This is a genomic window from Arthrobacter sp. ES3-54 (genome assembly GCF_029504395.1).
GTDB lineage: Bacteria > Actinomycetota > Actinomycetes > Actinomycetales > Micrococcaceae > Arthrobacter.
This window is the reverse complement of sequence record NZ_JAQFIF010000010.1, coordinates 39,247-63,725: the sequence shown is the minus strand read 5'-3', so window position 1 is coordinate 63,725 and position 24,479 is coordinate 39,247. Positions and strand designations below refer to the sequence as shown.

21 protein-coding genes are annotated in these 24,479 nt (G+C 67.1%); 5 read left to right on the top strand and 16 right to left on the bottom strand.

Annotation, left to right across the window (positions count from 1 at the left end):
• Window positions 1-6 precede the first annotated feature (6 nt).
• Window positions 7-678, top strand: a complete 672-nt coding sequence (locus tag M2428_RS16305) for a peptide deformylase (RefSeq protein ID WP_277526996.1) — start codon at window positions 7-9, stop codon at window positions 676-678.
• Here the strand turns inward: M2428_RS16305 and M2428_RS16300 are convergent.
• Window positions 675-2,744, bottom strand: coding sequence for a S9 family peptidase (locus tag M2428_RS16300; RefSeq protein WP_277526995.1), 2,070 nt, complete (start codon window positions 2,742-2,744; stop codon window positions 675-677). The genes M2428_RS16305 and M2428_RS16300 overlap by 4 nt on opposite strands.
• A gap of 172 nt (window positions 2,745-2,916) precedes the next feature.
• Here M2428_RS16300 and M2428_RS16295 point away from each other — a divergent pair, with 172 nt between their 5' ends.
• The 4 genes from M2428_RS16295 to M2428_RS16280 all read left to right on the top strand — a co-directional run bounded on the left by M2428_RS16295 (window position 2,917) and on the right by M2428_RS16280 (window position 6,371).
• Entirely contained in the window at window positions 2,917-3,864 is a 948-nt protein-coding gene (locus tag M2428_RS16295) for a putative RNA methyltransferase (RefSeq protein WP_277526994.1), read from the top strand.
• A 233-nt stretch (window positions 3,865-4,097) separates the two neighbouring features.
• Window positions 4,098-4,559: an NfeD family protein gene (locus M2428_RS16290; protein WP_277526993.1), complete on the top strand. Its 462-nt coding sequence runs from the start codon at window positions 4,098-4,100 to the stop codon at window positions 4,557-4,559.
• Between the two features lie 89 nt (window positions 4,560-4,648).
• Window positions 4,649-5,605 carry an SPFH domain-containing protein gene (locus tag M2428_RS16285; protein ID WP_277526992.1) on the top strand — a complete coding sequence of 319 codons (957 nt, stop codon included), beginning with the start codon at window positions 4,649-4,651 and terminating at the stop codon, window positions 5,603-5,605.
• Window positions 5,606-6,023: 418 nt separating this feature from the next.
• The gene (locus tag M2428_RS16280) at window positions 6,024-6,371 is read left to right on the top strand and encodes an RNA polymerase-binding protein RbpA (RefSeq protein ID WP_026266329.1); all 348 of its coding nucleotides are present in this window, start codon (window positions 6,024-6,026) and stop codon (window positions 6,369-6,371) included.
• Between the two features lie 109 nt (window positions 6,372-6,480).
• Here the strand turns inward: M2428_RS16280 and M2428_RS16275 are convergent, their stop codons facing one another.
• From M2428_RS16275 to arc, 15 genes are all read right to left on the bottom strand, one after another.
• A complete protein-coding gene (locus M2428_RS16275) occupies window positions 6,481-7,227 on the bottom strand; it encodes a polyprenol monophosphomannose synthase (RefSeq protein WP_277526991.1) in 747 nt (248 codons plus the stop codon).
• A gap of 485 nt (window positions 7,228-7,712) precedes the next feature.
• Window positions 7,713-9,356, bottom strand: coding sequence for an amidohydrolase family protein (locus M2428_RS16270; RefSeq protein ID WP_277526990.1), 1,644 nt, complete (start codon window positions 9,354-9,356; stop codon window positions 7,713-7,715).
• Window positions 9,357-9,473: 117 nt separating this feature from the next.
• Complete coding sequence (locus M2428_RS16265) at window positions 9,474-12,410, bottom strand: DEAD/DEAH box helicase (protein WP_277526989.1); 2,937 nt, start codon at window positions 12,408-12,410, stop codon at window positions 9,474-9,476.
• A gap of 24 nt (window positions 12,411-12,434) precedes the next feature.
• Window positions 12,435-13,229 carry a twin-arginine translocase subunit TatC gene (gene tatC, locus M2428_RS16260; RefSeq protein WP_277527088.1) on the bottom strand — a complete coding sequence of 265 codons (795 nt, stop codon included), beginning with the start codon at window positions 13,227-13,229 and terminating at the stop codon, window positions 12,435-12,437.
• Between the two features lie 48 nt (window positions 13,230-13,277).
• Complete coding sequence (tatA, locus tag M2428_RS16255) at window positions 13,278-13,547, bottom strand: Sec-independent protein translocase subunit TatA (protein ID WP_277526988.1); 270 nt, start codon at window positions 13,545-13,547, stop codon at window positions 13,278-13,280.
• Between the two features lie 35 nt (window positions 13,548-13,582).
• Window positions 13,583-13,972, bottom strand: coding sequence for a hypothetical protein (locus M2428_RS16250; protein ID WP_277526987.1), 390 nt, complete (start codon window positions 13,970-13,972; stop codon window positions 13,583-13,585).
• A gap of 10 nt (window positions 13,973-13,982) precedes the next feature.
• A complete protein-coding gene (locus M2428_RS16245) occupies window positions 13,983-16,010 on the bottom strand; it encodes a WYL domain-containing protein (protein ID WP_277526986.1) in 2,028 nt (675 codons plus the stop codon).
• Window positions 16,011-16,139: 129 nt separating this feature from the next.
• Window positions 16,140-16,535: an FKBP-type peptidyl-prolyl cis-trans isomerase gene (locus M2428_RS16240; RefSeq protein WP_277526985.1), complete on the bottom strand. Its 396-nt coding sequence runs from the start codon at window positions 16,533-16,535 to the stop codon at window positions 16,140-16,142.
• Window positions 16,536-16,583: 48 nt separating this feature from the next.
• Window positions 16,584-17,519 carry an FKBP-type peptidyl-prolyl cis-trans isomerase gene (locus M2428_RS16235; protein WP_277526984.1) on the bottom strand — a complete coding sequence of 312 codons (936 nt, stop codon included), beginning with the start codon at window positions 17,517-17,519 and terminating at the stop codon, window positions 16,584-16,586.
• 111 nt (window positions 17,520-17,630) lie between these two features.
• A complete protein-coding gene (gene pafA / locus M2428_RS16230) occupies window positions 17,631-18,995 on the bottom strand; it encodes a Pup--protein ligase (RefSeq protein ID WP_277526983.1) in 1,365 nt (454 codons plus the stop codon).
• A 1-nt stretch (window position 18,996) separates the two neighbouring features.
• A complete protein-coding gene (gene prcA / locus M2428_RS16225) occupies window positions 18,997-19,704 on the bottom strand; it encodes a proteasome subunit alpha (RefSeq protein WP_277526982.1) in 708 nt (235 codons plus the stop codon).
• A gap of 1 nt (window position 19,705) precedes the next feature.
• Window positions 19,706-20,548, bottom strand: coding sequence for a proteasome subunit beta (gene prcB, locus M2428_RS16220; protein WP_277526981.1), 843 nt, complete (start codon window positions 20,546-20,548; stop codon window positions 19,706-19,708).
• A gap of 86 nt (window positions 20,549-20,634) precedes the next feature.
• Window positions 20,635-20,838: a ubiquitin-like protein Pup gene (locus M2428_RS16215; protein ID WP_090581157.1), complete on the bottom strand. Its 204-nt coding sequence runs from the start codon at window positions 20,836-20,838 to the stop codon at window positions 20,635-20,637.
• 89 nt (window positions 20,839-20,927) lie between these two features.
• Window positions 20,928-22,538: a depupylase/deamidase Dop gene (gene dop, locus M2428_RS16210; RefSeq protein ID WP_277527087.1), complete on the bottom strand. Its 1,611-nt coding sequence runs from the start codon at window positions 22,536-22,538 to the stop codon at window positions 20,928-20,930.
• 59 nt (window positions 22,539-22,597) lie between these two features.
• Window positions 22,598-24,409, bottom strand: a complete 1,812-nt coding sequence (gene arc / locus M2428_RS16205; protein ID WP_277526980.1) for a proteasome ATPase — start codon at window positions 24,407-24,409, stop codon at window positions 22,598-22,600.
• Between the last annotated feature and the right edge of the window lie 70 nt (window positions 24,410-24,479).

The following is a 24,479-nucleotide window of genomic DNA, read 5'->3' as shown; positions in this document are numbered from 1 at the left end:
GGGGGCATGTCCTTTGAAGCCAGGCCCACCGACTACAGCGCCGCCCGGATCAGCGAGGCCGTACAGGAGATCCTGGACGTGGGTATCCTGCCGCCGATTGTCCAGGCAGGGCATCCGGTGCTCCGGCACGTGGCGGCACCGTTTGACGGCCAGTTGAGTGACGCCGAACTTGGCCACCTCATCGACCTCATGCGCAGCGTGATGCACAAGGCCCCGGGCGTCGGCCTGGCGGCACCGCAGCTTGGGATTCCGTTGCAGCTCGCCGTGCTGGAGGACCAGTTCGCGGTCGATCCCGACGTCGCTGCAGTCCGCGGGAGGGAGCCGCTGCCGTTTTTTGCCATGCTGAACCCGAGCTATCGGCCCCTCGGCGAGAAGTCCGTGGCGTTCTACGAAGGCTGCCTCTCCATCGGAGGCCTGCAGGCGGCCGTGTTGCGGCCGGAATCGGTCCAGCTCGACTTCACGGCACCGGACGGCACGCACCTTGAGCGGACTTTCACCGGCTGGCAGGCCCGGATTGTCCAGCATGAGACCGACCATTTGCATGGGGTCCTGTTTCTTGACCGGGCCGAGCTGCGCTCCATCAGCAACACTGCCGAATACTCCGCCCGCTGGGCCCAGCCGGACATCAGCCGCGCCCGGCAGGAACTCGGGTTCCTGCCGGACCCGGCGGAGGACTAGGGCTGCGGTGCCGGATTTCCGGCGGATGGCAGGTAGCGTGCCCACCACTTCAGGATTTCATCGAACCGCTGCTTCCGGTGGTGCGGAGTGCCGGACCGGGACAGCTCATGGTTCTCGCCCGGGAATACTAGGAATCCGGTCTCGACGCCCTGCTGCTTGAGGGCGGTGAAGTACCGCTGGCCCTGCTCCACGGGGCATCGGAGGTCGTCCTCGCTGTGGATCACTAGCGCCGGCGTCCGTACGTTCTCCACGCGGGCCATGGGACTCTGCGCCGCCATTTGCTCCGCCGAAGGGCCGGTGTATTCCCCGCCGAAGAACCAGCCGATGTCAGAAGAACCCGTGAAGCTCACAGGATCCAGGAAACCGCGCTCGACTATGGCCGCCCGGAAGCGGTGGTCGTGGCTGACGGTCCACGCCGTCAGGTAGCCGCCGTAGGATCCGCCCATGATGCCGACATTCGCGCCGTCCAGGTCCTCAAACTTCTCCACGGCCCCGTCTAGGAAGGCGAGGACGTCTTGCATGTCCACGGTTCCCATCCGCTCCTTGATGGACCGTCCGTGCTCCTGGCCGTAGCCGGCCGAGCCCCGCGGATTGCACATGAGCACGGCGTAACCGGCCCCGGCATAGATCTGGGCTTCGTCGAACAGGGCCACGCCGAACTGGGCAAAAGGGCCGCCGTGGATGTTCAGCAGCACCGGGTGCGGGCCGGGGCCTGCCGGCTTCACGAGCCAGCCATGGACCGGGTACCCGTCAGCCGATGGCAAAGTCAGTTCCTGCGTCTCGCTGATGCCCGCCACGCTGCGCAGAGGCGCGGAGAAGTCCGTCAGGCGGCGGACCTGCCCGCCGTCGAGCACGGCCAAATCACCGGCCGTGGTCGAATCGCTGAAACTCACCACGAGCGTCCCCGCGCCGTCCGCGGCTCCGGTCACCACCCGGTTCCCTTCCAGGAGGACAGTGTGGCCTCCCGTCGCATCGAATTCGTGCAGCTCCACGGTTCCCCGCGCATTGTTCAGCACCAGGGCGCCCGCGGCGCCGCGCAACTCGATCCGGCTGCCGCCGGACAGGTCCAGGGTCTCGGCATCGCTGAGCGCTGTCGCGTCACCGCCGGCGGCCGGCATGGCATACAGGGCGGTGTTCCTGGCCACGAAGTCCCGGCCGGATGCGCCCAGGTCCTGGGCGAGGAAGAACAGCCATTCCCCATCCGCGGACTGGCGTACGGCGCTGACGGTCTGCCTTCCGGTATTGGCCGGAGTGAGGGCCTGCGGTTGCCCTCCGGCGGCGGGAACCGTGTAGATTCCGCTGACGAGGTCGGTGTCCCGGCCGTCGTGCAGGGCCGCGGTGAAGTAGATGGTGCCGCCGTCGGCGCTGAAGCTGGGGTCATTGTGGTCGAACGCCCCGGTGGTGAGCTGCTTGGCGTCCGGCAGCAGGCTGGCACCGGACTCCGCGGGATCGGCCGCGGCGCCGAGGGCCTTGAGGGCGCGCCCGGCCGGGGCCACTTTCGGTTCGGCGTCAAGCTGCGGCACTTCGATAAGGAACAGCTGCAAGGGCTTGTCGGCCGTGTAGCCAAGACCGTTCATCCGGTACTGGAAATCGGTGATCAGCCGGGCGTCCTCGCTGCCTGCACTGACGCCGTCGATGCTGCCGTACCGGCCCTCGTCAGGAGTCCTGGCACCGAAGACAATGCTGCGGGAATCGGGTGACCAGGCAAAGGAGCTGACCCCCAGTGGTGCGGCCGTTAGCAGCTGGGGTTCGCCGCCGGCGGCTTCCACCACGTGGAGCTGCGGCTTCCCGCCGGCGGGCGCACGCAGGAACGCAAGGGCCCGGCCGTCCGGTGAAAAGTCGGGTGCGGTGTCGCGGAAGCCGCGGGTTAGCCGGCGCGGCCGCTGGTCCGGGTCGGTGAGGCTTGGGTTCTTCTGGTCCGGATCCAAGGGCACGGTCCACAACTGGCCCACGTAGGCATCGGCATCGAAGTCGGGGCGGATCACGGACACCACGGCGCGGGAGCCGTCCGGGTGCACGGCGGGGGCGGAGACGGAATTGAGCAGCGGGAGATGTTCAGATTTCACGATTGCGAGCCTAGCCCGCTATGCGCGAGCTGTGAAATACCTCACGTCCTGCCGGTGCGCCGCGGCCGTCCCAGTCCCCGGGAACGGCCCCTGCCCAGCAACGCGCTAACGGTCCCTGTCCCGCGTGCCCTGCCCGCGAGGAGGGCCGGGGATCCGCGCTTAGGATGAAGCTATGCCTCCCGCCACCGATTTTCCCCTCCTGTGCCCGGTGTGCCGGGACGCTCTCCAGTTCGGTGGCGGCGATGCCCGCACCCTGGTGTGCGGCGCCGGCCACAGCTTTGATGCGGCCAAGCAGGGATACTTCAACTTCCTGGTCGGCAAGGGGACTGTTTTTGAAGCCGACAGCGCAGACATGGTGGCGGCCCGCTTCGATTTCCTATCGGCAGGGCACTACCAGCCGCTGGCCGATGCCATTGCCCAGCTTGCAGCGCCGGCGCTACTGGCCACCCCGGGCCGCCGGGGCGTGGTGCTGGACGCCGGAACGGGAACCGGCCACTACCTCAGGGCCGTGCTGGATCGTGTCTCCCGAGATCTGGCTGCACACGATCGTGCAGTACCGGATCTTGCACTGCCGGATCTTGCATTGCCGGGCGAGCCGTCGGCGCGCGGTGTTTCGGCCGCGGCAATCGGCCTGGACATTTCCAAGTTCGCACTGCGCCGCGCCGCCAGGATGAACCCGGAAGCCTTGAACGTGGTCGGGGACGTCTGGCAGCCGTTGCCGGTCGCGGAGAACGCCGTCGAAGTCGTCACCGTGGTGTTTGCCCCGCGCAACGCGCCCGAATTCGCCAGGGTGCTCCGCCCCGGCGGCCGCCTGGTTGTTGTCACGCCACGGCCCAGGCACCTGGAGGAGGTCGCCGGCCTTACCGGGATGCTGGGGATCGAACCGGCCAAGGATGAACGGCTCGCGGCATCCTTGGGCCAGCTTTTCGCGCCCGTCGAAACACGGGATCTGGACCTGGCATTGACCCTGAGTCCGCGCGACGTCGCCAACCTCGCCTACATGGGACCCGCCGGCCACCACCTGGACCGTGCCGCACTCGCCGCCCTCGAGGCCGCGCTTCCGGCGTGCACCGCTGTCTCGGCCCGTTTCCGGATCAGCGTTTTTGAACCCATCCCCTGACCAATCCGGCCGCGACGCCGCGCCTGGGCACGCAGTCAGGACGCCCCGAACCGTTCCCGGGGGCGAATCGGGACGGGGACATCGGGGCAGGGAAGGGACCCGCGAAATAACGACTTGGCCACTTTGTCCATCAATTCCCAACTCCCCGTCCCAGATATTGCCCTGCCGCTTAGGATGGAAAGACAGTTACTGGGGAACTGTGCCTGCAGCTCCCGGAACTAAAGGGGGGATTGATGTCTGAATGGCTGATCGAGAATTGGTGGGCCCTGTGGCTCACGCTCTTTCTCCTGTTTGCCGTGGTCGAGATGATCACTCTGGACCTGTTCTTCATCATGCTCGGCGGCGGCGCCCTCGCCGGGCTCGTGGCGGACTTCGCCGGCGCAGATCCGTGGCTGCAGATCATCGCCTTCTGCGTGGTATCCCTGCTCATGATCGGATTCGTCCGGCCGGTTGCCCTCAAGCATCTGCACCGGGGCCCGGCGGATCAGCGCACCAACATCGAACGACTTATCGGCGAGCCCGCCGTCGTCATGGAGGCAGTGAACGAAAGCGGGGGCCTCGTCAAGATTGGCGGGGACGTCTGGAGTGCACGGTCCCAATCGGGAGTGCTGGTGCCCGGACAGCAGGCCGTGGTCAGCGCCATCGACGGTGCCACCGCGATCGTGGCCCCGCAGCCGGAATCGGCAATCCAATAACCGCCAGCAGTTCTGCGGCCACAGCTGTCCGGAAGCCCGCTGAACTGCCGGAGCGAGACCAAACCAAACAACTGGGGAATAGGTGATGTATGGATATCGCAGTCGCAATTGTGCTGCTGGTACTAATTGTGTTCGTAATTATTGTGCTGGTCCGGTCGGTTCGGATCATTCCACAGGCCCGGGCCGGCGTTGTTGAACGGCTGGGCAAATACCAACGCACGCTGAATCCCGGACTTACCCTGCTGATCCCGTTTGTGGACCGGTTGCTACCGTTGCTCGACCTGCGCGAGCAGGTGGTTTCTTTCCCGCCGCAGCCCGTCATTACTGAGGACAACCTGGTGGTTTCGATCGACACCGTGGTCTACTTCCAAGTCACTGACGCACGGGCCGCCACCTACGAGATCGCCAACTACATCCAGGCGGTGGAGCAGCTCACCACCACCACCCTGCGCAACGTGGTTGGCGGCCTCAACCTTGAGGAAGCGCTGACCTCGCGCGACCAGATCAACGGCCAGCTCCGCGGAGTCCTGGACGAGGCCACCGGTCGCTGGGGCATCCGGGTCTCCCGGGTGGAGCTCAAGGCGATCGATCCGCCCCACTCGATCCAGGATTCGATGGAAAAGCAGATGCGGGCTGAACGTGACCGCCGCGCCGCCATCCTGACCGCGGAAGGCACCAAGCAGTCCGCAATCCTCACTGCCGAGGGCCAGCGTCAGTCCTCCATCCTGAAGGCCGAAGGCGACGCCAAGGCCGCGATCCTGCGGGCTGACGGCGAGGCTCAGGCCATCCAGAAGGTCTTCGACGCGATCCACAAGGGCAACCCGGATCAGAAACTGCTCGCCTACCAGTACCTCCAGACCCTCCCGAAGATTGCCGAGGGAAGCTCGAACAAGCTGTGGATCATTCCCAGTGAGGTTGGCGAGGCCCTCAAGGGGATCGGCAACGTACTGGGTGCTAACGCTGTCCAAGAGCAGGTGTCCCCGACGCCGGACGCCGCTCCGCCGTCAGCGCCCGTCGGTGCGGACGGCCAAGGGCACCTGCCCTGAGCCTGCGCCCGCCTTGGTTCACGAGGACACCGCCTGCCTAACTGCGCGGCCCACGTGGTCCCCTGCTGGCCCCCGCAGCCTGGCCGTTTCGGCCCGGCTGCGGGGGCCAGCCAGCTTAAGCCGGGCCAGACGGGTACAGCCTACGCAGTCCATCCCGCCGGACCACTCGCTTTACCTCGCATGCACCACTCCCGTATACTTAAATATTTGTCCGGTCGGTTCAGCCGTCCGGAACAAAAACGCTCCGCACAGCGTTGATTCCAATGATGTTCCAAACAGTTTTTTCCACTGGTGACTGTCTTCTGGCCGGGCTCTACGGGCCAGCTACGGTACAGCGCGGTGGAACCAGAAGTCCGGCGCCTGACGGCCCCCGGACAACGCAGGGCTGGACCCTGCGAACCGAATAGAGGGAGAAAAGATGAGCGATCGCAGCCTGCGGGGTATGCGCCTTGGCGCACAGAGCATGGAGACCGAATCCGGCGTCGAACCGGCTCCGCGCCAGCGGGTTGAATACCGTTGCGAGGACGGCGAACAGGTGTTCGTGACGTTCTCCTCGGAAGCCGAAATTCCCCCGGTCTGGGTTTCGAAGACGGGCAAGGAGGCCTTGCTGGTGGACGGCGAACGCCCCGTCAACAGCAACGAAAAGGCAGTGCGCACGCACTGGGACATGTTGCTGGAGCGCCGCTCGCTTCCCGAGCTTGAGCAGATCCTCGAAGACCGCCTCACGATCCTGCGCGAACGCCGCGGCGAACGCCGCTCAGCCTAGCCCAAAGAACACCGGCTACGGCAAGGGCCGGGCCTGCATCATTCTTTTGATGCGGGCCCGGCCCTTTTTAGTCCGGATTGCCATCCGGGGACGGGAGCCGTCCGTGCTGCTAGGCGTCCTGCCTGGCGTCCTGCTTGCCCCGGAGCTTGTTCCAGCGGGCAGTGAGTCCCCATTTGGTGACGTTGATCATGGCTTCGACGACGATGTTGCCGCTCATCTTCGAAGCGCCGAGCTCCCGCTCAACGAAGGTGATGGGGCGTTCCACGATCGTCAGGCCGAGCTTGGCCACGCGCCAGGCCAGATCCACTTGGAAGCCGTAGCCGACCGAGTCCACGGTATCCAGGTTCAACTTCTCGAGCGTGGTCCGGCGGAAGGCGCGGAAGCCGCCGGTGACGTCCTTGATCTTCACGCCCAGCATGATCCGGGCGTAGGTGCTGCCGATCCGGCTGATGGCCTGGCGGTAGATCGGCCAGTTGACCACGCGGCCGCCGGGAACCCAGCGTGAGCCCATGGCGAGGTCCGCGCCCTGTTCCACGGCCTCGATCAGCTGGGGCAGCTGCTCAGGCTGGTGCGAGCCGTCGGCGTCCATCTCCACGAGGATGTCGTAACCGGCGTCGAGGCCCCACTTGAAACCGGCGATGTACGCCGCGCCGAGCCCCGCCTTTCCGGCGCGGTGCAGGACGTGGACCTGGCCGTCTTCGGCGGCCAGGCGGTCCGCCAGCTGCCCCGTGCCGTCGGGGCTGTTGTCGTCGACAACCAGCACGTCGGAAGCGGGCACGGCTGTGCGCAGGCGACCGAGGGTCTTGGGCAACGATTCCAGCTCGTTATAGGTCGGGATGATGGTGAGGACACGCACAGCGAGGCCTTTCCTTGAAGGGAGCGGTCGGTGCGCCGAACGTCAGTCGTTCTGGATATTCAGGCGCAACTTCCCATTATAGGGAGTTACGCGCGCCGGACGGGGCCGGATGACCCCCCCGGGCAGGTCCACCCGCTTCGGGCCAGTTCCGGCAGGCCTCGAATTGCGACGCCGGAACCGTTTTCTGCTGCGAAGTGGACCCGCCCCCTGGGGGTGCCCGTGGTCATGACCAGAAAAGCTCCCGCGGGTGCGGCAACCTGGGATGGACCGGGGACTGCCGGAGCCTGCGCCGTGCGCAACCCTCCGTTGCCCCTCAATGCTACGGGGGCGGACCGATCTGTCAACCGAGCGGTGACCTGCCGTTATGTGCATCGTCCCAGTTCAGCGCATTGTTGCCGCCGTGAATGTTTCGGCTCCGCCGGCCGGATGACGGACCCAGGATCACGCGCCGGCTTCAGGGTGCCGAGGATTCACATGCCAAGGGTTCAGCCGCCGAGGGCGCCGCTGGCATAGAGTTCCTGGCCGTCCCGTACCGTCAGCAGGCAGGCCGGATCCTTGCCGGTGTCCAGCGCCGGCAGAAGTGGTGTGCGGGCGCGCGGATCGGTGCTCCAGGACTGCACCCGGCCGTCGGCAACCTGGACCATGAGTTCCTCGACCTCCCAGACCGCGAAGCTAGCCGGGGCCCCCGGCACCAGTTGCCCGGCCATGGGGTTGGGGTAGCGGGCGGCCCGCCAGCCGGCCCGCGTGTGGCCAAGGAACGCGGCCCGGGCGGAGATCTGTTCCGCAGGATTGGTGTGCTGCAGGCACGCACGCACGCTGGACCACGGCCGCAGCGGCGTCACCGGGCTGTCGCTGCCGAAGCAGATCGGCACACCGGCCGCGTAGAAGCTTGCAAAGGGGTTCATGCCCAGCCGGCGGGAGCCGAGCCGCTGCTGGTACAGGCTGTCCCCGCCACCCCACAGGGCGTCGAAGACCGGCTGCGCGCTGACGGTGACCGAATAGCGCGCCAGCCGGCCGATGGCCGCTGCATCCGCGAGCTCGACGTGCTCGAAACGGTGACCCGCGGCGCGGACGCGCTGCTCCCCCACCTCGGCCGCGGCGAGGTCGAGGGCGTCGAGGGCCGCGTCCAGACCGGCGTCGCCGATCACGTGAAAGCCTGCCTGGATCCCCAGGAGCGAGCACGCCGCAAGGTGGGCGGCTGCCTCGGCCACGGAGAGGTACAGGTTCCCGCGCTCCCCTGGTGCGTCGGCGTAGTCCTCACGGAGGGAGGCGGTCCGTGAACCGATCGAGCCGTCAATGTTCAGGTCCCCGGCGAGGCCGAGGACGGACACGCCCAGGCCGTCAAGGATGGACCGGGCATGCTCCTGCGATGTGGCCAGTTCGCCCCAGTACGGCAGGATCTCCGGGACAGCGTCCCGGCCGTCATTCCAGCCCGCCGCGAGCTGCAGGTCCTCGACACTCCCGATATGGGGGGCGGCCATCTCGGCGAGGGCCACGTAGCCGTTGGCGGCCGCTTCGGCGAGGGCACGCCGCTGGTAGCTGCGCAGGGCGTCGGCCGGCAGCTGGCGGGCCGTGCGGCGGGCCGCCGTGTGCGCCCCGCGTTTGACCTGGCTGCCGCCGGCGTCGCCGTCGAGCCCGTCCAGTCCGGCCGACGCCGCCAGGGAGCTTGAAACCAGGGCCGAGTGGACGTCCACGCGGGACAGATAGACCTGGCGGCCGCCGGCCGCGCGTTCGATTTCGTCCCGGCTGGGCAGGGTGGGATCGGCCCAGGTGCTCTCGTCCCAGCCGTGGCCCAAGACGGCGCCTTTGGCAGGGGAGGCGGCTACGGCGTCGAGCAGCTCAGTGGCCGAGCGCACGCCGGCGAGCTGGAGCCCATCCAGCGCGATTCCGGTTTCCGTCACGTGGACGTGGGAGTCGACGAAGCCAGGGGCCAGGAGCGCACCCTGCAGATCGATCACCTCCATGGAGGAGTCCGCGATCGAAGTGGCGGCCTGCTCGGAACCGACCCAGACGACCGTGTCGCCGTCGACCAGCATGGCCGTCGCAAAGGGATCGGCCGCAGTGTAGACGGAGCCGTTGCGGTACAGCGTGACTTTGCGGGGGGCGGGGGCGGCCGGCGAATTAGTCATGGGGCGGGAACTCCTTGTAACTGGTGGCCGGCCCAGCGCCGGCGGGTTCTAAAGTCGTGGCAGGCCGCGTTAGCGGGCCAGCGAGTGGGCCAGGGGGCGGGCGCACGGCCCGCAGCCCTACGCCACGGAGGAATAGGCGACGACGCCACGTTTGATGAGCTTGATGGCCTGCTCGCACAGCCGCGCAATCCGGGGGTCGAGGTTCGGGATGTCGGCCAGCTGGTCCAGGAGGTCAATCACCTGTTTGACCCAGCGGACAAAGTCGCCCGCAGCGAGGTCGGTGCCGCTCAGCACCTCCTGGAGGTGCCGGCCCTTGGCCCATTTGAAGATCGGCCAGACGAGGCCGAGCTCAGGCTCGCCGGTGAGCGGCAGCTTGTTGGCCTCTTCCACGTCCTCCAGTGCGGACCATTCGCGGACCACGATGTCGACCGCGGACTCCAGGGACACACTCGGCATCTTGGGCCGCAGGCCGCGGTCCTCGCGCTTGGCCTGGTAGACCAGCACGCTGGCCAGGGCGGCGATCTCGGCGGCGTCGAGGTCGTCGAACGCCCCCAGCCGCAGGGACTGCGAAATCAACAGGTCCTTTTCGCCGTAGATCCGCCGCAGGCGTTGCCCGTCCGGGCTGATGGACAGCACACCGGTGTCCGAGGTCTCCAGGTAGCCGTAGCCGGTCAGGACGCCGCATACACGGTCGAAGGTCTTGGCAATGGTGTTGGTCCGGCCTTGGATCTGCCGGATGAGCCCGTCCGTCTCCTGGCGGAGCTTCCACCAGCGTTCGGACCAGCGGGCATGGTCCTCGCGTTCGCTGCAGCCGTGGCACGGGTGGGCGCGGAGCTCGCGGCGCAACTCGTTAATCCGCTTCTCCTGGTTGGGCGCTGCGGAGGCCCGGCCGAAGTCGTCGTCGCGGCGCGGGGGCGCGGGCGGCCGGTGCTCGCGGATCGCGTTGCGCACCGAGGACGCCAGATCGCGGCGGGACTTGGGGACCTTCGCGTTGAAGGACTTGGGAATCCTGATCCGCGTGATCGGGGACAACGGACCTTCAACGTCGTGCAGTCCGATCCGGCGGAGCTGGTTGTCCAGCGTCATGACGGCGGGCCGGGGCTCCCGGGATTCGTGGTCGGAGCTGAGCACCACTGCCAGTCCGGGTGACTTGCCGGCGGGGACATCCACCACGTCGCCTGGCAGCAGCCGGCTCAGGGAGTCCTCGGTGAGGGACTTTTTGGCCCGGGAACTGCCCCTGGAGGCGGTGGTCTCGGCGTCGCCCAAGGCCCGCCGCAAGCGCGCGTATTCGGTGAAATCCCCCAGATGGCAGGTCATGGCCTTGCTGAACCCGGCGATGGACTCCTCGCGGCTCCTAACCTGCCGGGCCAACCCAACCACGGAACGGTCCGCCTGGAACTGGGCAAAGGACGATTCGAGGATCTCCCGGGCACGGGGCCGGCCGAACTGCGCCAGGAGATTGATTGACATGTTGTACGTGGGCCGGAAACTGGAGTTCAGCGGGTAGGTCCGCCGTGAGGCGAGGCCCGCGACAGCCGCGGGATCCGTGCCGGGCTGCCACAGGACCACTGCGTGGCCCTCGACGTCGATGCCGCGGCGTCCGGCGCGGCCCGTCAGCTGGGTGTACTCCCCCGCCGTGATGTTGACATGGGCCTCGCCGTTGAACTTGTCCAGCTTTTCCAGCACGACGCAGCGGGCCGGCATATTGACGCCGAGGGCGAGCGTTTCGGTGGCGAAGACGGCCTTGACCAGCCCGTCGACGAACAGCTTTTCCACAACCTCCTTGAAGGTCGGCAGCATGCCGGCGTGATGCGCGGCGAGACCGCGCAGCAGGCCGTCCCGCCAGCTCCAGAAGCCGAGCACATCGAGGTCGTCCGAGGGGATGTCCTGGGCGGCCTCGTCGACGCGCTGGGCGATGATCTGTTGTTCGCGCTCGGTGGTCAGCCAGAGGCCGGCCGCCACGCACTGGGCCACGGCGGCATCGCAGCCGGCCCGCGAGAAGATGAACGTGATGGCCGGCAGGAGGTCCTGCCGGTCCAGGCTGGCGATAACCTGCGGCCGGCTGGCCTTCCGCACCGGGCTGCGCTGGGCGCTTTGCGGCTCGTCCCGCTGACTGCGTTGGTTGCGGCGCTGGCTCCGGCCGCCATGGCCGAAGCGGCCACGGAAATTCATCTGGCTCTCGGCCCGCGCCATGGAGAGCAGTTCCGGGTTGACCTCGAAGCCGGCCCGCCCGGACAGCTCTGCGGTGACGGCCGCGGGGGCGCCGGCGGCAACTGCTTTGCCTGCTGAGGCCCGGCCGGCAGCCGCCTCCCCTGCAATCGCCTCACCCGGCAGCGCGATCTCATCAAAGCTGGTGTCGCCGGCAAACAGGTCCACGATCTTCCGGCCCACCATGACGTGCTGCCACAGGGGCACCGGGCGGTGTTCGGAGACGATCACGTCTGTCTGCCCGCGGACGGTGTCGAGCCACGCACCGAACTCCTCGGCGTTGGACACCGTGGCGCTTAGAGATGCCACCTGGACCTCGCTGGGCAGGTGGATGATGACTTCCTCCCACACCGCGCCGCGGAAGCGGTCAGCGAGGTAGTGGACCTCGTCCATGACCACGAAGCCGAGATCATTCAGGGTATCCGAGTCCGCGTAGAGCATGTTGCGGAGCACTTCGGTGGTCATCACCACCACGGGGGCGTCGCCGTTGATGCTGGTATCGCCGGTCAGCAGGCCCACCTGGGCGGCGCCGTACTTGGCGGCGAGCTCGGCGTACTTCTGGTTGCTCAGGGCCTTGATGGGCGTGGTGTAGAACGCTTTGAGTCCGCGCTGGAGGGCCAGATAGATGGCAAATTCCCCCACGATTGTTTTCCCGGCGCCGGTGGGGGCGGCCACTAGCACGCCGCGGCCGGCCTGCAGCGACAGGCATGCTTCGCGCTGGAAGTCATCGAGTTCGAATTCGAGCGAGCGGATGAACCCGCCAAGATAGGTTTTGGCTTCGGCGGCCCGCTCGACGCTGGCGCGGTAACGTTCGGACGGCGATTCCGGCCCGGGGTGTGACGACATGCTTCCAGCCTAATGCGCCAAAGGCTAGAGGTTCTCCAGCTCGGAGCTGGGGGTGGCCTGGTCGGCTGTGGCTTCGGTCTCGGCCGCGCGCTTGACGGCGCGCCGCTCGCGCCGGCGGTCGTTGAGCAAGCAGAGCCCGATCGCGGCGAAGAACAGCGCCAGCATGGGTCCGGCCAGGTAGAACATGCTCATCGCGTCGGCGCCGGGGGCGGCCATCGCGGCGAACAGGCAGACCAGGAACACCGTGACCCGCCAGCTCTTCAGGAGCTGCTGGCCCTTGATGAGCCCGGCCAGGTTCAATCCGAACAGGACCACCGGCAGGAGGAAGGCGATGCCGAAGGCGAGCAGCAGCCGCAGCACAAAGGACAGGTACACCTGGGCGCTGATGAAGTTGGAGCCGCCCGACGGCGTGAAATCGGTCAGGACGCGCACCGCGTTGGGGAGCACGAGCCAGGCCAGCAGGACGCCGCCCAGGAACAGCGGCACGGCCGCTGCGACGAAGGACAGGGCCAGGCGGCGTTCCTTCTTATGCAGCCCGGGCACAATGAAGGCCCACAGTTGGTAGAGCCAGACGGGGCTGGCGATGATCAGGCCCAGGAACACGGACACCTGGATCATGAGGTCGAACGAGCTCGCGACGCCGTCGAAGTTCAGGGTGGCCTGCCGGCCCTCGTGCTCGTTGAGGTCGCGGATGGGCTTGATCAGGGCCGCCAGCATTGGCTGGTAGACAAGGAAACCCACTACCGTGCCAAGGACGACGGCGATTGCCGCCTTAAAGAGCCGGTTGCGAAGCTCTTTCAGGTGGTCGAGGAGCGCCATCCTCCCCTCGGGGTTCGATCGCCGGCTCATGGTTAGTGCCATGCGGTCTTAGGCGCGGGTCGACGGCGGAACGTCGGTTCCGTCTCCCGTGCGGCTTTCCGGTGCGCCGGCCTGCGGGTGGTTGATGACACGGCCTTCGACCGGTTCGGAGCCATCCTTGGCCTCGGTGGTGCCGTCCTTCTTCATTTCCCGGACTTCCGACTTGAAAATGCGCATCGACTGTCCCAAGCTGCGGGCCATGCCCGGCAGCTTCGGCGCAGCGAACAGCACCAATGCCAGGACGATGATGATGATGAGATGCCAGCCTTCAAGCCTCATGAGGGGAGGTCCTTTCGTTTGAATACATCCTATGACTAACGAGTTTCGATGTCGCGCAGTGCCTGGGGTTGCCCGCGGTCCTTCTTGCGCTGGATGCGGCGCAGCCGGCGGGCGTTCTGCCGGGCGAACTTGGATGCGTGGTAATCATGTCGCATCCGGGCAGGCGAGGCAAAAACGGCGTCGCCGGGGAGCGGCCGGGGGCCTGTGTCCGTGCTGTCCGGGGCGCCGGCCTCGGCGTCGGCCGTTGCGGGCCCGGTTTCCGGGCCCGGCGGCGAGGGCAGGTGGGAGAACCGTTCGGCGGCTTCACCCAATTCCTCAAGCGTGGTCATGGCTTGCCGGTAGAGCCGCAGGCCGAGCACGCCGAAGAACAGCAGCGACAGCGCGATGAGCGCTATCCAAATAACGATCCAGGACCACCAAGGCATGCAGATCAGTCTATCGGGCATCGGACGAGGCTTCGTATTGCGTCAGGGCCGCGGCGATCCATTCCCGCGACGCGTCTGCGAGGGCGCCTGGCTGCAGGATCCGCACCATGCCGCCGTGCTGGGCTACGAACATCGGCAGCCAGTCCGTGCTGCCGAACCGGATTTCGGCGAGCATGCCGCCGCCGGGCAGGGCCGCGGTGCGCTCGGCGTAGTAGTCGTCAGCGAGGCCGGTGCCGCGGGGCGCAAGTTCCACTACCACCACCGTGTCGTCGTCGTTCGGGGTGAACAGTTTCACCGGAAAGCTGTCCGCCGGTTTCGCCGCGGCGGCCGCCGGCCGGCCGTTGGGTTCGAGCGCTTCGATCCTGTCCAGACGGAAGTTGCGCAGGCCCTTGGCGGAGTGGCAGTACGCCTCGAGATACCACGTGTTGTCCAGCGAATAGAGTCGCAGGGGGTCCACCTCGCGTTCGGACACGGCGTCGCGCTGCGGCGAGAAGTACTTCAAGTGCAGCTGTGCCCCGGAACCGATAGCCGAACGGGCGGTTTCGAGGATGGCGGAGTTGCCGGGGGCCACCTCGGGGCCTGAGAGCGCGGCCGCTTTCAGCCCTTCCTCCCCCGCCGCCGCCATGAGTTTGAGCGTCACCGATTCGAGTGCGCCGCCTTCGGCCAGCTCGGGGAGGCCGTTGAGGGTCTCCAGGCCGGTCAGGAGGGCGCAGGCCTCGTCCACGGTGAACCGTACGGGACGGGTCAGGTCCAGTGCCTGGGTGATGTAAACGTGGTCATCATCCCACTGGATGTCCAGCAGATCGTCGGGGTAGCCTTCCGGGAGGCCCGAGCAGATCAGGATACGCAGGTCGTCCTCGAGCGCCTTGCGGGTGATCCCAAACCTGGCGGCGACCTCGCTGATGTGCAGTCCTTGGTTGTGGACAAGGAAGGGCACGAGCTGCAGCATCCGCTTGAGCTGGTCCTCCGAGGTGCGTTTGCGGGTGCGGCCGGTGGGTCCTGCTGCGGGGAAGGCCACGTCCGGAACGGGCCTGGCGGCGAAGGCTGCGGCGGCGGTGAGCCGGCGGCGGACGGCGCCCTCCAGCTCGGGAGGTGAAATCACGGTGACCCGGGGACCGTAGGAGGCCAACTCCTCGCCCAGCGTCTCGGCATCCCGGAAGGGTAGGGTGAGGCGGTCCGTCCCGGCCGCGGGCCGTTGTAGCCCCAGTTCCTGAGCAGCGCGTTCCAGTGCTGGGTCCGGAACCGCCTGGGCGCGTTTGCGGAGCCCCAGGAGCCGTCCCTGCTCGACGTCGACGACGGCGTTCTGCACCGGCAACTCGGCCAGGGCCGCCAGCTCGGCGCGGACATTGAACGCGGCGGGAGACGCGAAGCTCTCCTTCTCCAGCACGGTCACGGCGGACGTCAGGCGGGAGAGCCGGAAGAACCGCTTGTCTCCCCTGCCGCGGTCGTGACCCACGAGGTACCACTGGCCGAAGCGGCTGCCCAGGCCCCAGGGCTCCACCAGCCGTTCCTGCTCCTGGCCCGTGCTGCTGGCGAGGTAGCTGAACCTGACCGGGTGCTGGGCGTGAATGGCGGCCACCAGGTCTTCGAAGGCCTGGCCGGCGGGCCGGATGCGCGGCTGGACGCCGGTGGGGAGTTCGGCGTCGACGAGGCCGCCGGCGGCCTGCAGCTTGCGGACCGCGTCCACGGCGGCGGAGCCGAGGGCGGCGTGCTCCCAGAGCTGCGCCGCGAGGATGAGGACGGTGCACTCTTCGGGGGTGAGGCTGACGTCGGGCAGCCGGTTCGATTCCTTGCCGATCCGGTAGCGGGTGGTTGCCGGGTCATCGGACCCCCAGCCCGTGTCCGTCACGGTTTCGACGTCGAAGCCAAACTGGCGCAACTCGCCTTTGTCGCGTTCGAACATGCGGCCGAAGGCGACGTCACTGCTCGTGGTGTCGTGGTAGACCTTTTCGCGCAACTCGCCGCGGCGCAGGCCATATTTGGTGTTGAGCAGGGCGATGAGCAGGTTCAGGAGGCGTTCTGTACGTGAGGCGGACACCCCGCAAGGGTACTAAAGCCGATCCCGGAAAATGACGAAAGCGCGGCAACAGCCGGAAGAACTTTTCCGATTGTTACCGCGCCTGCGCCGTGTGGGGCTGATTCAGCCGGTCCTGCAGCGTCGTGTGCCTTAGCGGACGGCGACGAGGTCCACGACGAAGATCAGGGCCTCGTTCGGGCCGATCGCCCCGCCGGCGCCACGGGCGCCGTAGGCAAGCTCAGAGGGGATCTCGAGGCGGCGGCGGCCGCCGACCTTCATGCCCAGCAGGCCCTGGTCCCAGCCCTGGATGACCTGGCCGACGCCGACCCGGAAGTCGAGCGGCGCGCCGCGGCCCCAGGAGGCATCGAATTCTTCACCCGTGGACCAGGCGACGCCCACGTAGTGCGTGGAAACGGTGTCGCCGGGCTTGGCCTCGGCGCCGTCCCCTTCGATCAGGTCGGTGATGACCAGTTCGGTGGGGACGTCTCCTTCGGGGAACTCAATTTCCGGCTTCTCGCGGTCGAGGTTGCGCTGTCCAAATGACATGGTTACTCCTTTGAGATGACGTGTGGTGGTTGCGGTTGTTGCGGTGGGTTACTTGACGCCGAGTATGTCGACCACGAAGACGAGGTCGCCCTTCGCGTCGCCTTGGCCCTGATCACCGTAGGCGAGGGCCTTCGGGACCACCAAAAGGACGCGGGAGCCAACCGTCTTGCCGGTCAGGCCCTGGGTCCAGCCCTTGATGACACCGGTCAGCGGGAAGGTGGCCTTCTTGCCACTTTCAAAGCTGGAATCGAAGACCTTGCCGGTGGCCAGGGCCACGCCGACGTAGTTCACGGTGATGGTGTCGGTCTCCTTGAGGGCCTGGCCCTTGCCGGTGATGAGGTCCTGGGAGATCAGCTTGGTCGGCGCCTTGACGCCGGCGACCGAGATCTCCGGGACGCCCTTGTCGTTGTCCTTGACGGTCGGCAGTCCGGCCGGCGGCGTGACGGCGTCGCCCTCAGGCTTGTCCAGAACCGGCGGAGCGTCCTTGGCGGAGAGCACCTTGACGACCAGGAGCTGCGTCGGCTTGGCCGCAGTACCCTCGGCGGCGGCCTGGCCGGGTACGGCCAGGGCGATGTGGGAGCCAATCTTGGCGCCCACGAACGCGTTATAGATCACGGGGCTGCTGGTCTTGAGCTCGTCGTTCAGCTCCAGCGGCTCGGGATCGTTCGGGAAGGTGTCTTCGAGGGTGGACCCGTCCTTGCCGTTGAAGGCAACGATCGAAATGTTGGCGATCTGGTTGGCCTTGACCCGCTCGCCACTGCCCTCGGTGACCACCTTGACAGTGGGTTCCTTGACGTCGAGCGGCTTGGTGAACTCGACACCGGGGGCCTTCTTGTCACCCTTCTCGGTCAATTTGACCGAGTCCAGCTTGGCGGTCTCACCCGCGGACTGGCTGGTGGGTTCCGGAGCCGGCGGCGCTTCGCTGCCGCCGCAGGCGGTCAGCAGCAGCAGTCCGGGAAGAAGAATTGCTAGTAGTCGGCGCACTTGGAAACTTTCGTCGAGGCAGGGTGGACTCAGTGCCGTTCGGTTTCCCGTGGCAAAGAAAGCAGCGACCGCAAGGCGGCCCTACCCCAGAATAACGTGCGAAGCTGGGTATCAGCCCATCGAGTCCAGCAGCGCATCCACCCGGTCGTCCACGCTCCGGAACGGATCTTTGCACAGGATGGTCTGGTGGGCGCGGTCGTTCAGCTTCAGATGGACCCAGTCCACGGTGTAGTCGCGGCCGAGCTCCTGGGCCCGCCGGACGAAGTCGCCGCGAAGTTTGGCACGCGTGGTCTGCGGCGGGGCGTCCACAGCATCCTTGACCGCGGTGTCGTCCACCACCCGGCGCACCGCCCCGCGGGCTTGGAGCAGGTAGAAGAGGCCGCGGCCGCGGGAAATGTCATGGTACGTCAGGTCCAGCTGCGCAATCCGGGGCGCGTCAAGCCCCAGCCCGTGCCGTTCCCGGTAGTTGTCCATGAGCTTCTTCTTGATGGCCCAGTCCACTTCGGTATCGATCGTGCTCGTGTCGCCGCTTTCGATGGCGTCCAGGGTGCGCTCCCAGAGGTCCAGGATCATGGGCACGTGTGGGTTGTGCGCGCCGTGTTCGGCAACAAACGCCGTCACCTTGCCCAGGTACTCGCGCTGGATTTCCAGGGCCGTAAGCTGCCGGCCGTTGGCGAGCCGCACCAGTGCCCGGCCGCTGAGGTCGTGGGAGATTTCCCGGATGCTGCGGATAGGGTTCTCCATCCGCATGTCGCGCATGATCACCCCGGCCTCGATCATCCGCAGGATCAGGTCTACGGTGCCGATCTTGAGCAGGGCCGTCGTTTCGGACATGTTGGAGTCGCCGACAATCACGTGCAGGCGCCGGTAGAACTCGGCGTCGGCGTGCGGCTCGTCCCGGGTGTTGATGATGGGCCTGGAGCGGGTGGTGGCGGAAGAGACGCCCTCCCAGATGTGGTCGGCCCGCTGGGAGAAGGCGAAGGTGGCCCCGTGCGGGGTCTTGAGGATCTTGCCGGCGCCAGCGATCAGCTGGCGGGTGACAAGGAACGGGATGAGGATCTCCGCGAGCCGGGAAAATTCCCCGCGGCGTGGGATGAGGTAGTTTTCGTGGCTGCCGTAGGAGTTCCCGGCCGAGTCCGTGTTGTTCTTGAACAGGTACACGGTCCCGTTGAAACCTTCCGCTGCCAGCCGTTCCTGGGCTTCGTCCACGAGGTCGCACAGGATCAGTTCCCCGGCGCGGTCATGCGCGATCAGCTGGGCCAGGTCGTCGCACTCGGCCGTGGCGTATTCCGGGTGGGATCCGACGTCCAGGTAGAGGCGTGAGCCGTTGGTCAGGAAGACGTTGGAGGACCGTCCCCAGCTGACCACCTTGCGGAAGAGGTAGCGGGCCACTTCCTCAGGCGCCAGCGGCCGGGACTCCGGACTTGAATAGGAAATTCCGAATTCGGTTTCGATGCCGAATATGCGCTTGTCCATCTCACTTCTCCTCAGCCAGCAATGCCACGATGTCCGGATCCTCGAGCCGGCGGAACGACCGGCGGGTGCCGCGGCCGCTTTCAGATCCCCGGTCCAGTACCGCTACTTCCAGTGCGGATACCGGCAGGGTGGTGGTTTCCTTGTCTGCCACGAGCCCGGCGAGGGCCAGCCGGATCGCGCCCGCGAAGTCGAGTTCGCCCTGCCAGCCCGCCGCGACAGCCTCGGAAACCTTGTCCGCCTGGCCGCCCATCACGATAAAGCCGTGCTCATCGGCGATCGACCCGTCAAAGGTCAGCCGGTACAGATGGTCCGCTTCCTGGGTCTGGCCGACTTCGGCCACGGCCAGTTCCACCTCGAAGGGTTTCTGTTCGGCCGTAAACACCGCGCCGAGGCTCTGCGCGTACACGCTCGCGAGGCCGCGGGCCGTGACGTCCTCGCGGTCGTAGGAATAGCCCCGGACATCGGCGTACCGCACCCCGGCTTGCCGCAGACTCTCAAATTCGTTGTACTTTCCGACCGCCGCAAACGCGATTTTGTCGTAGATCTCGCCGATCTTGTGCAGTGACGGGGACGGGTTCTCCGCCACGAGGGCAATCCCGTCCCGGCAACTGATGACCACCACCGAGCGTCCGCGGGCGATGCCCTTCCGTGCGAAGTCCGCACGGTCCTTCATCAGCTGTTCGGGGGAAACATAGAACTGCTGCGTCATCTCAGGCCTCCCGCTGGGCGACGGTCCGGGATTCGATGACGCGGCCGGCCACGGCGGCGAGATCGCGGTCCGGGACCCGGAAGGCGCCTGTTCGGTTCACGATATACACCACCGGCCATAGTTGCCGGACCGGGTCCGGCCCGCCGGTGGCGGAGTCGTCGTCGGCGGCGTCGTACAGTGCCTCGACGGCGACCGCCACGGCGTCCTGCTCCGAGAGGCCGGGCCGCCAGAGTTTTTTCAGCGCACCTCGAGCGAACATCGAGCCGGATCCCACGGCGTGATGCTCCTGCTCCTCGTAGCGTCCGCCCGTGACGTCGTAGGAGAAGAGCCGGCCGAAGCCCGCGGGCCGGTCGAATCCCGCGAACAGGGGCACCACGGCGAGGCCCTGCATGGCCATGGGCAGGTTGCCGCGAACCATGGCGCCGAGCCGGTTCGCCTTGCCGTCCAGGCTGAGCAGCGTGCCCTCGATTTTCTCGTAGTGTTCCAGTTCAACCTGGAACAGCCGGGTGATGTCCAGGGCGATTCCGGCGGTTCCGGCAATGCCCAGCACGGAGTACTGGTCGGCGGGGAAGACTTTCTCGATGTGCCGGCTCGCGATCACGTTGCCCATGGTGGCGCGGCGGTCCCCGGCCATCAGCACTCCCCCGGCGTAGGTCATCGCCACGATCGTGGTCCCGTGCGGGGCCTGGAGGGGCGCTGCCGGTTGGGCGGCGTGCCCGGTGCCGGGCAACTGGTTGAAAGGCACTTGGCCGAAGGGCATTAAGTCGGGCCGTTCGCGCTGCAGATGCTCGGTGAATGAGGACGTCGCGTTGGCTGCTACTCGGTTGGCTGTTGTTTCCTGCACTAACGCTCTCCCTCAACGTGGTGGATCAACGACACTTCCGGCCCGTAGCCCCTCCCGCCGCCCTCATCCGGCGGCCGGCGGCGCTCCTACTGGCCGCCCTTTTGGACGAATGCGCGGACGAATTCCTCGGCATTGGACTCCAGCACGCCGTCGATCTCGTCGAGGAGATCGTCGACGCCCTGGGTGGCTGCCGACGCCTGGGCGTCCCCTGGGGCCGGCGGCGCGGCGGGGACGTCCTCGTCAACCTCGGTGTCCCGCGACTGCGGCTGCTGCTGCTCCTGGCCTGCCATTGTTTTCTCCTTCATGTCCGTCCCTTTTCTCCTAAGGGACATCCTGTAGCAATAGTGCCACGCTCGGGGCGCCCGCGGGGGCTTTATTCCTAGGAACCGGGGCTGAGTCCCAGCAGTTCAGCCAGGAACGTCCCGGCCTCCCGGTGCCGGGCAAACAGGCCGCCTGTGAGGGCTTCGGTTCCGCGCAGCGGCTCGCGGGTAGGCACGCGCTGGAGCCTGCCTCGGCCGGGGACATCGAAGATCACCGAGTCCCAACTGGCCCCCGCGAGGTCCGCGCCGAACCGGCTGACGCAGCGTCCGCGGAAGTAGGCCCGCGTGTCCGACGGCGGTTCGGTCACCGCACGGGCGATCGCGGCGTCGTCCACGATCCGCTGCATCCGGTCGCGGGCCAGCAGCCGGTAGTAGAGCCCTTTTTCGGGGCGGATGTCAGCCCACTGCAGGTCCACGAGGCCAAGCCGCGCGTTGTCCCAGCCCAGGCCGTCGCGTTGCCGGTAGCCCTCCAGCAGGGACAGCTTGGCGAGCCACTCCACCGAGGAAGCGGCCGCCGCCCGGTCACTGCCGAGTTCGCTCAACGTGGCGGCCCACCGTTCCAGGACCTCGTGGGTGTGGCCGTCACCGTCCACCGCGTCCGCGACGCCGGTGTCCTGCGCGTGCTTCGAGGCGGCCTCCAAATAGATCCACTGCAGGTCCAGGGCGGTGATCCGTCGGCCGTCGCCTAGGCGCAGCAGCGCGGTGAGCGAGGTGTCGTGGCTGACGGCCTGTAGCGCGGCGACCGGCTCGTGGACTTCAATCCGCGGAGCCAGCCCTGCCTCGATCAGGCTTAACACCATGGCGGTGGTGCCGAATTTGAGGAAGTTGGACGCCTGGCTGAGGTTGGCGTCGCCGATGATGACGTGCAGCCGGCGGTACTTGTCCGCGGTGGCGTGGGGTTCGTCCCGGGTGTTGATGATGGGGCGGCGGATGGTGGTTTCCAGGCCCACTTCGGTTTCGAAGAAGTCAGCGCGCTGGCTGATCTGGTAGCCGGCCCGGGCACTGTCCTGCCCGAGGCCCACCCGCCCGGCACCGCAAATGATCTGCCGGGTGACGAAAAACGGCGTGAGGCCGCGCACGATCTCGCCGAACGGCACCGAGCGGGGCATCAAGTAGTTCTCGTGCGAGCCGTAGGAGACCGACTTGTTGTCCGTATTGTTCTTGTACAGGTTGACCGGCGGCAGGTCGGGATCTGCGGCGAGGCGCCGGACGGCGGCCAAAGCCACCAGGTCACCGGCGGCGTCCCAGGTGACGGCAGCCCGGGGGCTGGTCACCTCGGGGCTGGAATACTCCGGATGGGCGTGGTCTACGTACAGCCGTGCACCGTTGCCAAGCACCATGTTCATGAGCAGCGTGCCGGACTCGTCCTCGCCGTCGGCCTCGAGTTCCTGCCGCCCGTAGGCGAGGGCGATCGCCTCGGCGTCGAGGACGGGAGGCTGGTCGGTGAGTTGTTCCGGGTCCGCGCTGCTGCGCTCCAAGGTCCAGCCGCGGGCATCGTGCAGCGGCTCCTCGTCGGTGTAGTCCCACCGCGTTTCGGCGCCGCCGGCGGCGCGCTGCCGGGTCACCTGGGCGTACGCCTGGATGACCCGGGCGGACATCATCGTGGCGTTCGCTCCGGGGGCCGACGGTGCGTGGATGCCGTATTCGGTCTCCGAGCCCATCACCCTCATGGCCCCGCCGACCGGCAGGCCGCCAGAAGTATCGGCGGGCTTGCCGGGGACAACAGCCGTCACAGGTACTGCCCTGTGCTCGGCATCGTTTCGATGGACTTCCCGGGCTCCTGGCCGGCCTTGCCCTGGACGATGGTGCGGATGTACGTGATGCGCTCGCCCTTCTTGCCGGAGATCCGTGCCCAGTCGTCCGGGTTGGTGGTGTTGGGCATGTCCTCATGTTCACGGAACTCGTCCACGACCGCCCGGAGCAGGTGGTCGATCCGCAGGCCCTTCTGCCCGATGGTCAACAGGTCCTTGATGGCGTACTTCTTGGCCCGGTCCACGACGTTCTGCACCACGGCCCCGGAATTGAAGTCCTTGAAGTAGAGCATTTCGGTGTCGCCGTTGGCGTAGGTCACCTCGAGATATTCGTTGGACTTCTCGGTGGAGTACATCGCCTCGACGGTCCGCTGGACCATGGCGTCCACAGTCGCCTGAACGTCGCCGTTGTGCTCGGCGAGGTCGATCTCGTGGAAGGGCAGGTCCGTGGTGATGTATTTGTTGAAGATGTCGGCAGCGGCCTCGGCGTCGGGCCGCTGGATCTTGACCTTGACGTCCAGGCGGCCCGGGCGCAGGATCGCCGGATCGATCATGTCTTCCCGGTTGGAGGCGCCAATCACGATCACGTTGTCCAGCCGTTCGACGCCGTCGATCTCGCTGAGGAGCTGCGGGACAATCGTCGTTTCGACGTCGGAGGAGATGCCCGTGCCGCGGGTGCGGAACAGGGAATCCATCTCATCGAAGAACACCACCACGGGGCTGCCCTCGGACGCCTTCTCCCGGGCGCGCGCGAAGATCAGCCGGATGTGCCGTTCGGTCTCGCCCACGTACTTGTCGAGCAGCTCTGGTCCCTTGATGTTCAGGAAGTAGCTCTTCATGTCCGTCTTGCCGGCGCGCTCGGCGGCCCGCGCGGCGAGCGAGTTGGCGACGGCCTTGGCGATCAGGGTTTTGCCGCAGCCGGGCGGCCCGTACAGCAGGATGCCTTTGGGCGCCTTCAGCCCGTGCTCCCGGTACAGGTCCGGATGCAGGAACGGCAGTTCGACGGCGTCGCGGATCTGCTCGATCTGCGGGCCCAGGCCGCCGATGTCCTGATAGGTGATGTCCGGAACTTCCTCGAGCACGAGGTTCTCCACCTCGGAGCGCGGGATTTTTTCCAGCGCGTAACCGGTGCGTGAATCGATCGACAGTGCGTCGCCGACCCTGAGCCGCTGGGCGAGCAGGGCACCGGAAAGCCGGATGACCCGCTCCTCGTCGGCGCGGCCCACTACCAGGGCGCGGTCCGGCCCCAGCATCTCCTTCAGCGTGACGAGGTCTCCGGCCCGTTCGTAACCGAGTCCGGCGACCACCATCAGGGCCTCGTTAAGCAGGACTTCCTGCCCGACGGCCAGCTGGCTGATGTTGACCAGCGGGCTGATCCCCACGCGCATCTTGCGGCCGGCGTTGAAGATATCCACGGATTCTTCCGTGGCTGCCTGTCCGCTGTTTCCGGCCGTCGGCTGCCGCTTCGGGTTGAGCTGGAGGATTGTGCCGAAGCTGTATGGCGGCTGTCCCTCCTGGTCGAGGGCGTTTTTCAGCCGCAGGATCTCTGCCTTGGCCGTTTCCAGCATGCTGACCAGCTTGGAGTTGTTCTGGGTCGCGGCGGCAAGCTGGCGGTCAATGTGGCGGAGCTTGTCCCGGAGGATGTTTACCTGCCGCTCTGCGACGGACAGCTCACTGGCGGCGTACCGGTCACCCTCGCCGGCTGCGGCGCGGCCCGCGCCCGTGCGCGCGGCAGCATCCGCTGCGTCCTCGGCCGGTGTGCGGCCCGGGTCAGTATTCGGAGTCTCCATCGTGCATCAGCCCCTTCCTGCTCTTCTGTTAAGACCATAGCCCTAAGAAGGCGGGTGCCGCTGGAGACAT

Bases quoted from the DNA above. Each gene is read 5' to 3' on its own strand.
- M2428_RS16240 (WP_277526985.1), bottom strand. From the start codon at position 16,535: ATGTCATTTGGACAGCGCAACCTCGACCGCGAGAAGCCGGAAATTGAG.
- pafA (WP_277526983.1), bottom strand. From the start codon at position 18,995: ATGGACAAGCGCATATTCGGCATCGAAACCGAATTCGGAATTTCCTAT.
- M2428_RS16285 (WP_277526992.1), top strand. From the start codon at position 4,649: ATGGATATCGCAGTCGCAATTGTGCTGCTGGTACTAATTGTGTTCGTA.
- dop (WP_277527087.1), bottom strand. From the start codon at position 22,538: ATGAGGGTGATGGGCTCGGAGACCGAATACGGCATCCACGCACCGTCG.
- prcA (WP_277526982.1), bottom strand. From the start codon at position 19,704: ATGACGCAGCAGTTCTATGTTTCCCCCGAACAGCTGATGAAGGACCGT.
- M2428_RS16290 (WP_277526993.1), top strand. From the start codon at position 4,098: ATGTCTGAATGGCTGATCGAGAATTGGTGGGCCCTGTGGCTCACGCTC.
- tatA (WP_277526988.1), bottom strand. From the start codon at position 13,547: ATGAGGCTTGAAGGCTGGCATCTCATCATCATCATCGTCCTGGCATTG.
- M2428_RS16280 (WP_026266329.1), top strand. From the start codon at position 6,024: ATGAGCGATCGCAGCCTGCGGGGTATGCGCCTTGGCGCACAGAGCATG.
- M2428_RS16250 (WP_277526987.1), bottom strand. From the start codon at position 13,972: ATGCCTTGGTGGTCCTGGATCGTTATTTGGATAGCGCTCATCGCGCTG.
- M2428_RS16305 (WP_277526996.1), top strand. From the start codon at position 7: ATGTCCTTTGAAGCCAGGCCCACCGACTACAGCGCCGCCCGGATCAGC.
- M2428_RS16270 (WP_277526990.1), bottom strand. From the start codon at position 9,356: ATGACTAATTCGCCGGCCGCCCCCGCCCCCCGCAAAGTCACGCTGTAC.
- arc (WP_277526980.1), bottom strand. From the start codon at position 24,409: ATGGAGACTCCGAATACTGACCCGGGCCGCACACCGGCCGAGGACGCA.
- tatC (WP_277527088.1), bottom strand. From the start codon at position 13,229: ATGGCGCTCCTCGACCACCTGAAAGAGCTTCGCAACCGGCTCTTTAAG.
- M2428_RS16265 (WP_277526989.1), bottom strand. From the start codon at position 12,410: ATGTCGTCACACCCCGGGCCGGAATCGCCGTCCGAACGTTACCGCGCC.
- M2428_RS16295 (WP_277526994.1), top strand. From the start codon at position 2,917: ATGCCTCCCGCCACCGATTTTCCCCTCCTGTGCCCGGTGTGCCGGGAC.
- M2428_RS16215 (WP_090581157.1), bottom strand. From the start codon at position 20,838: ATGGCAGGCCAGGAGCAGCAGCAGCCGCAGTCGCGGGACACCGAGGTT.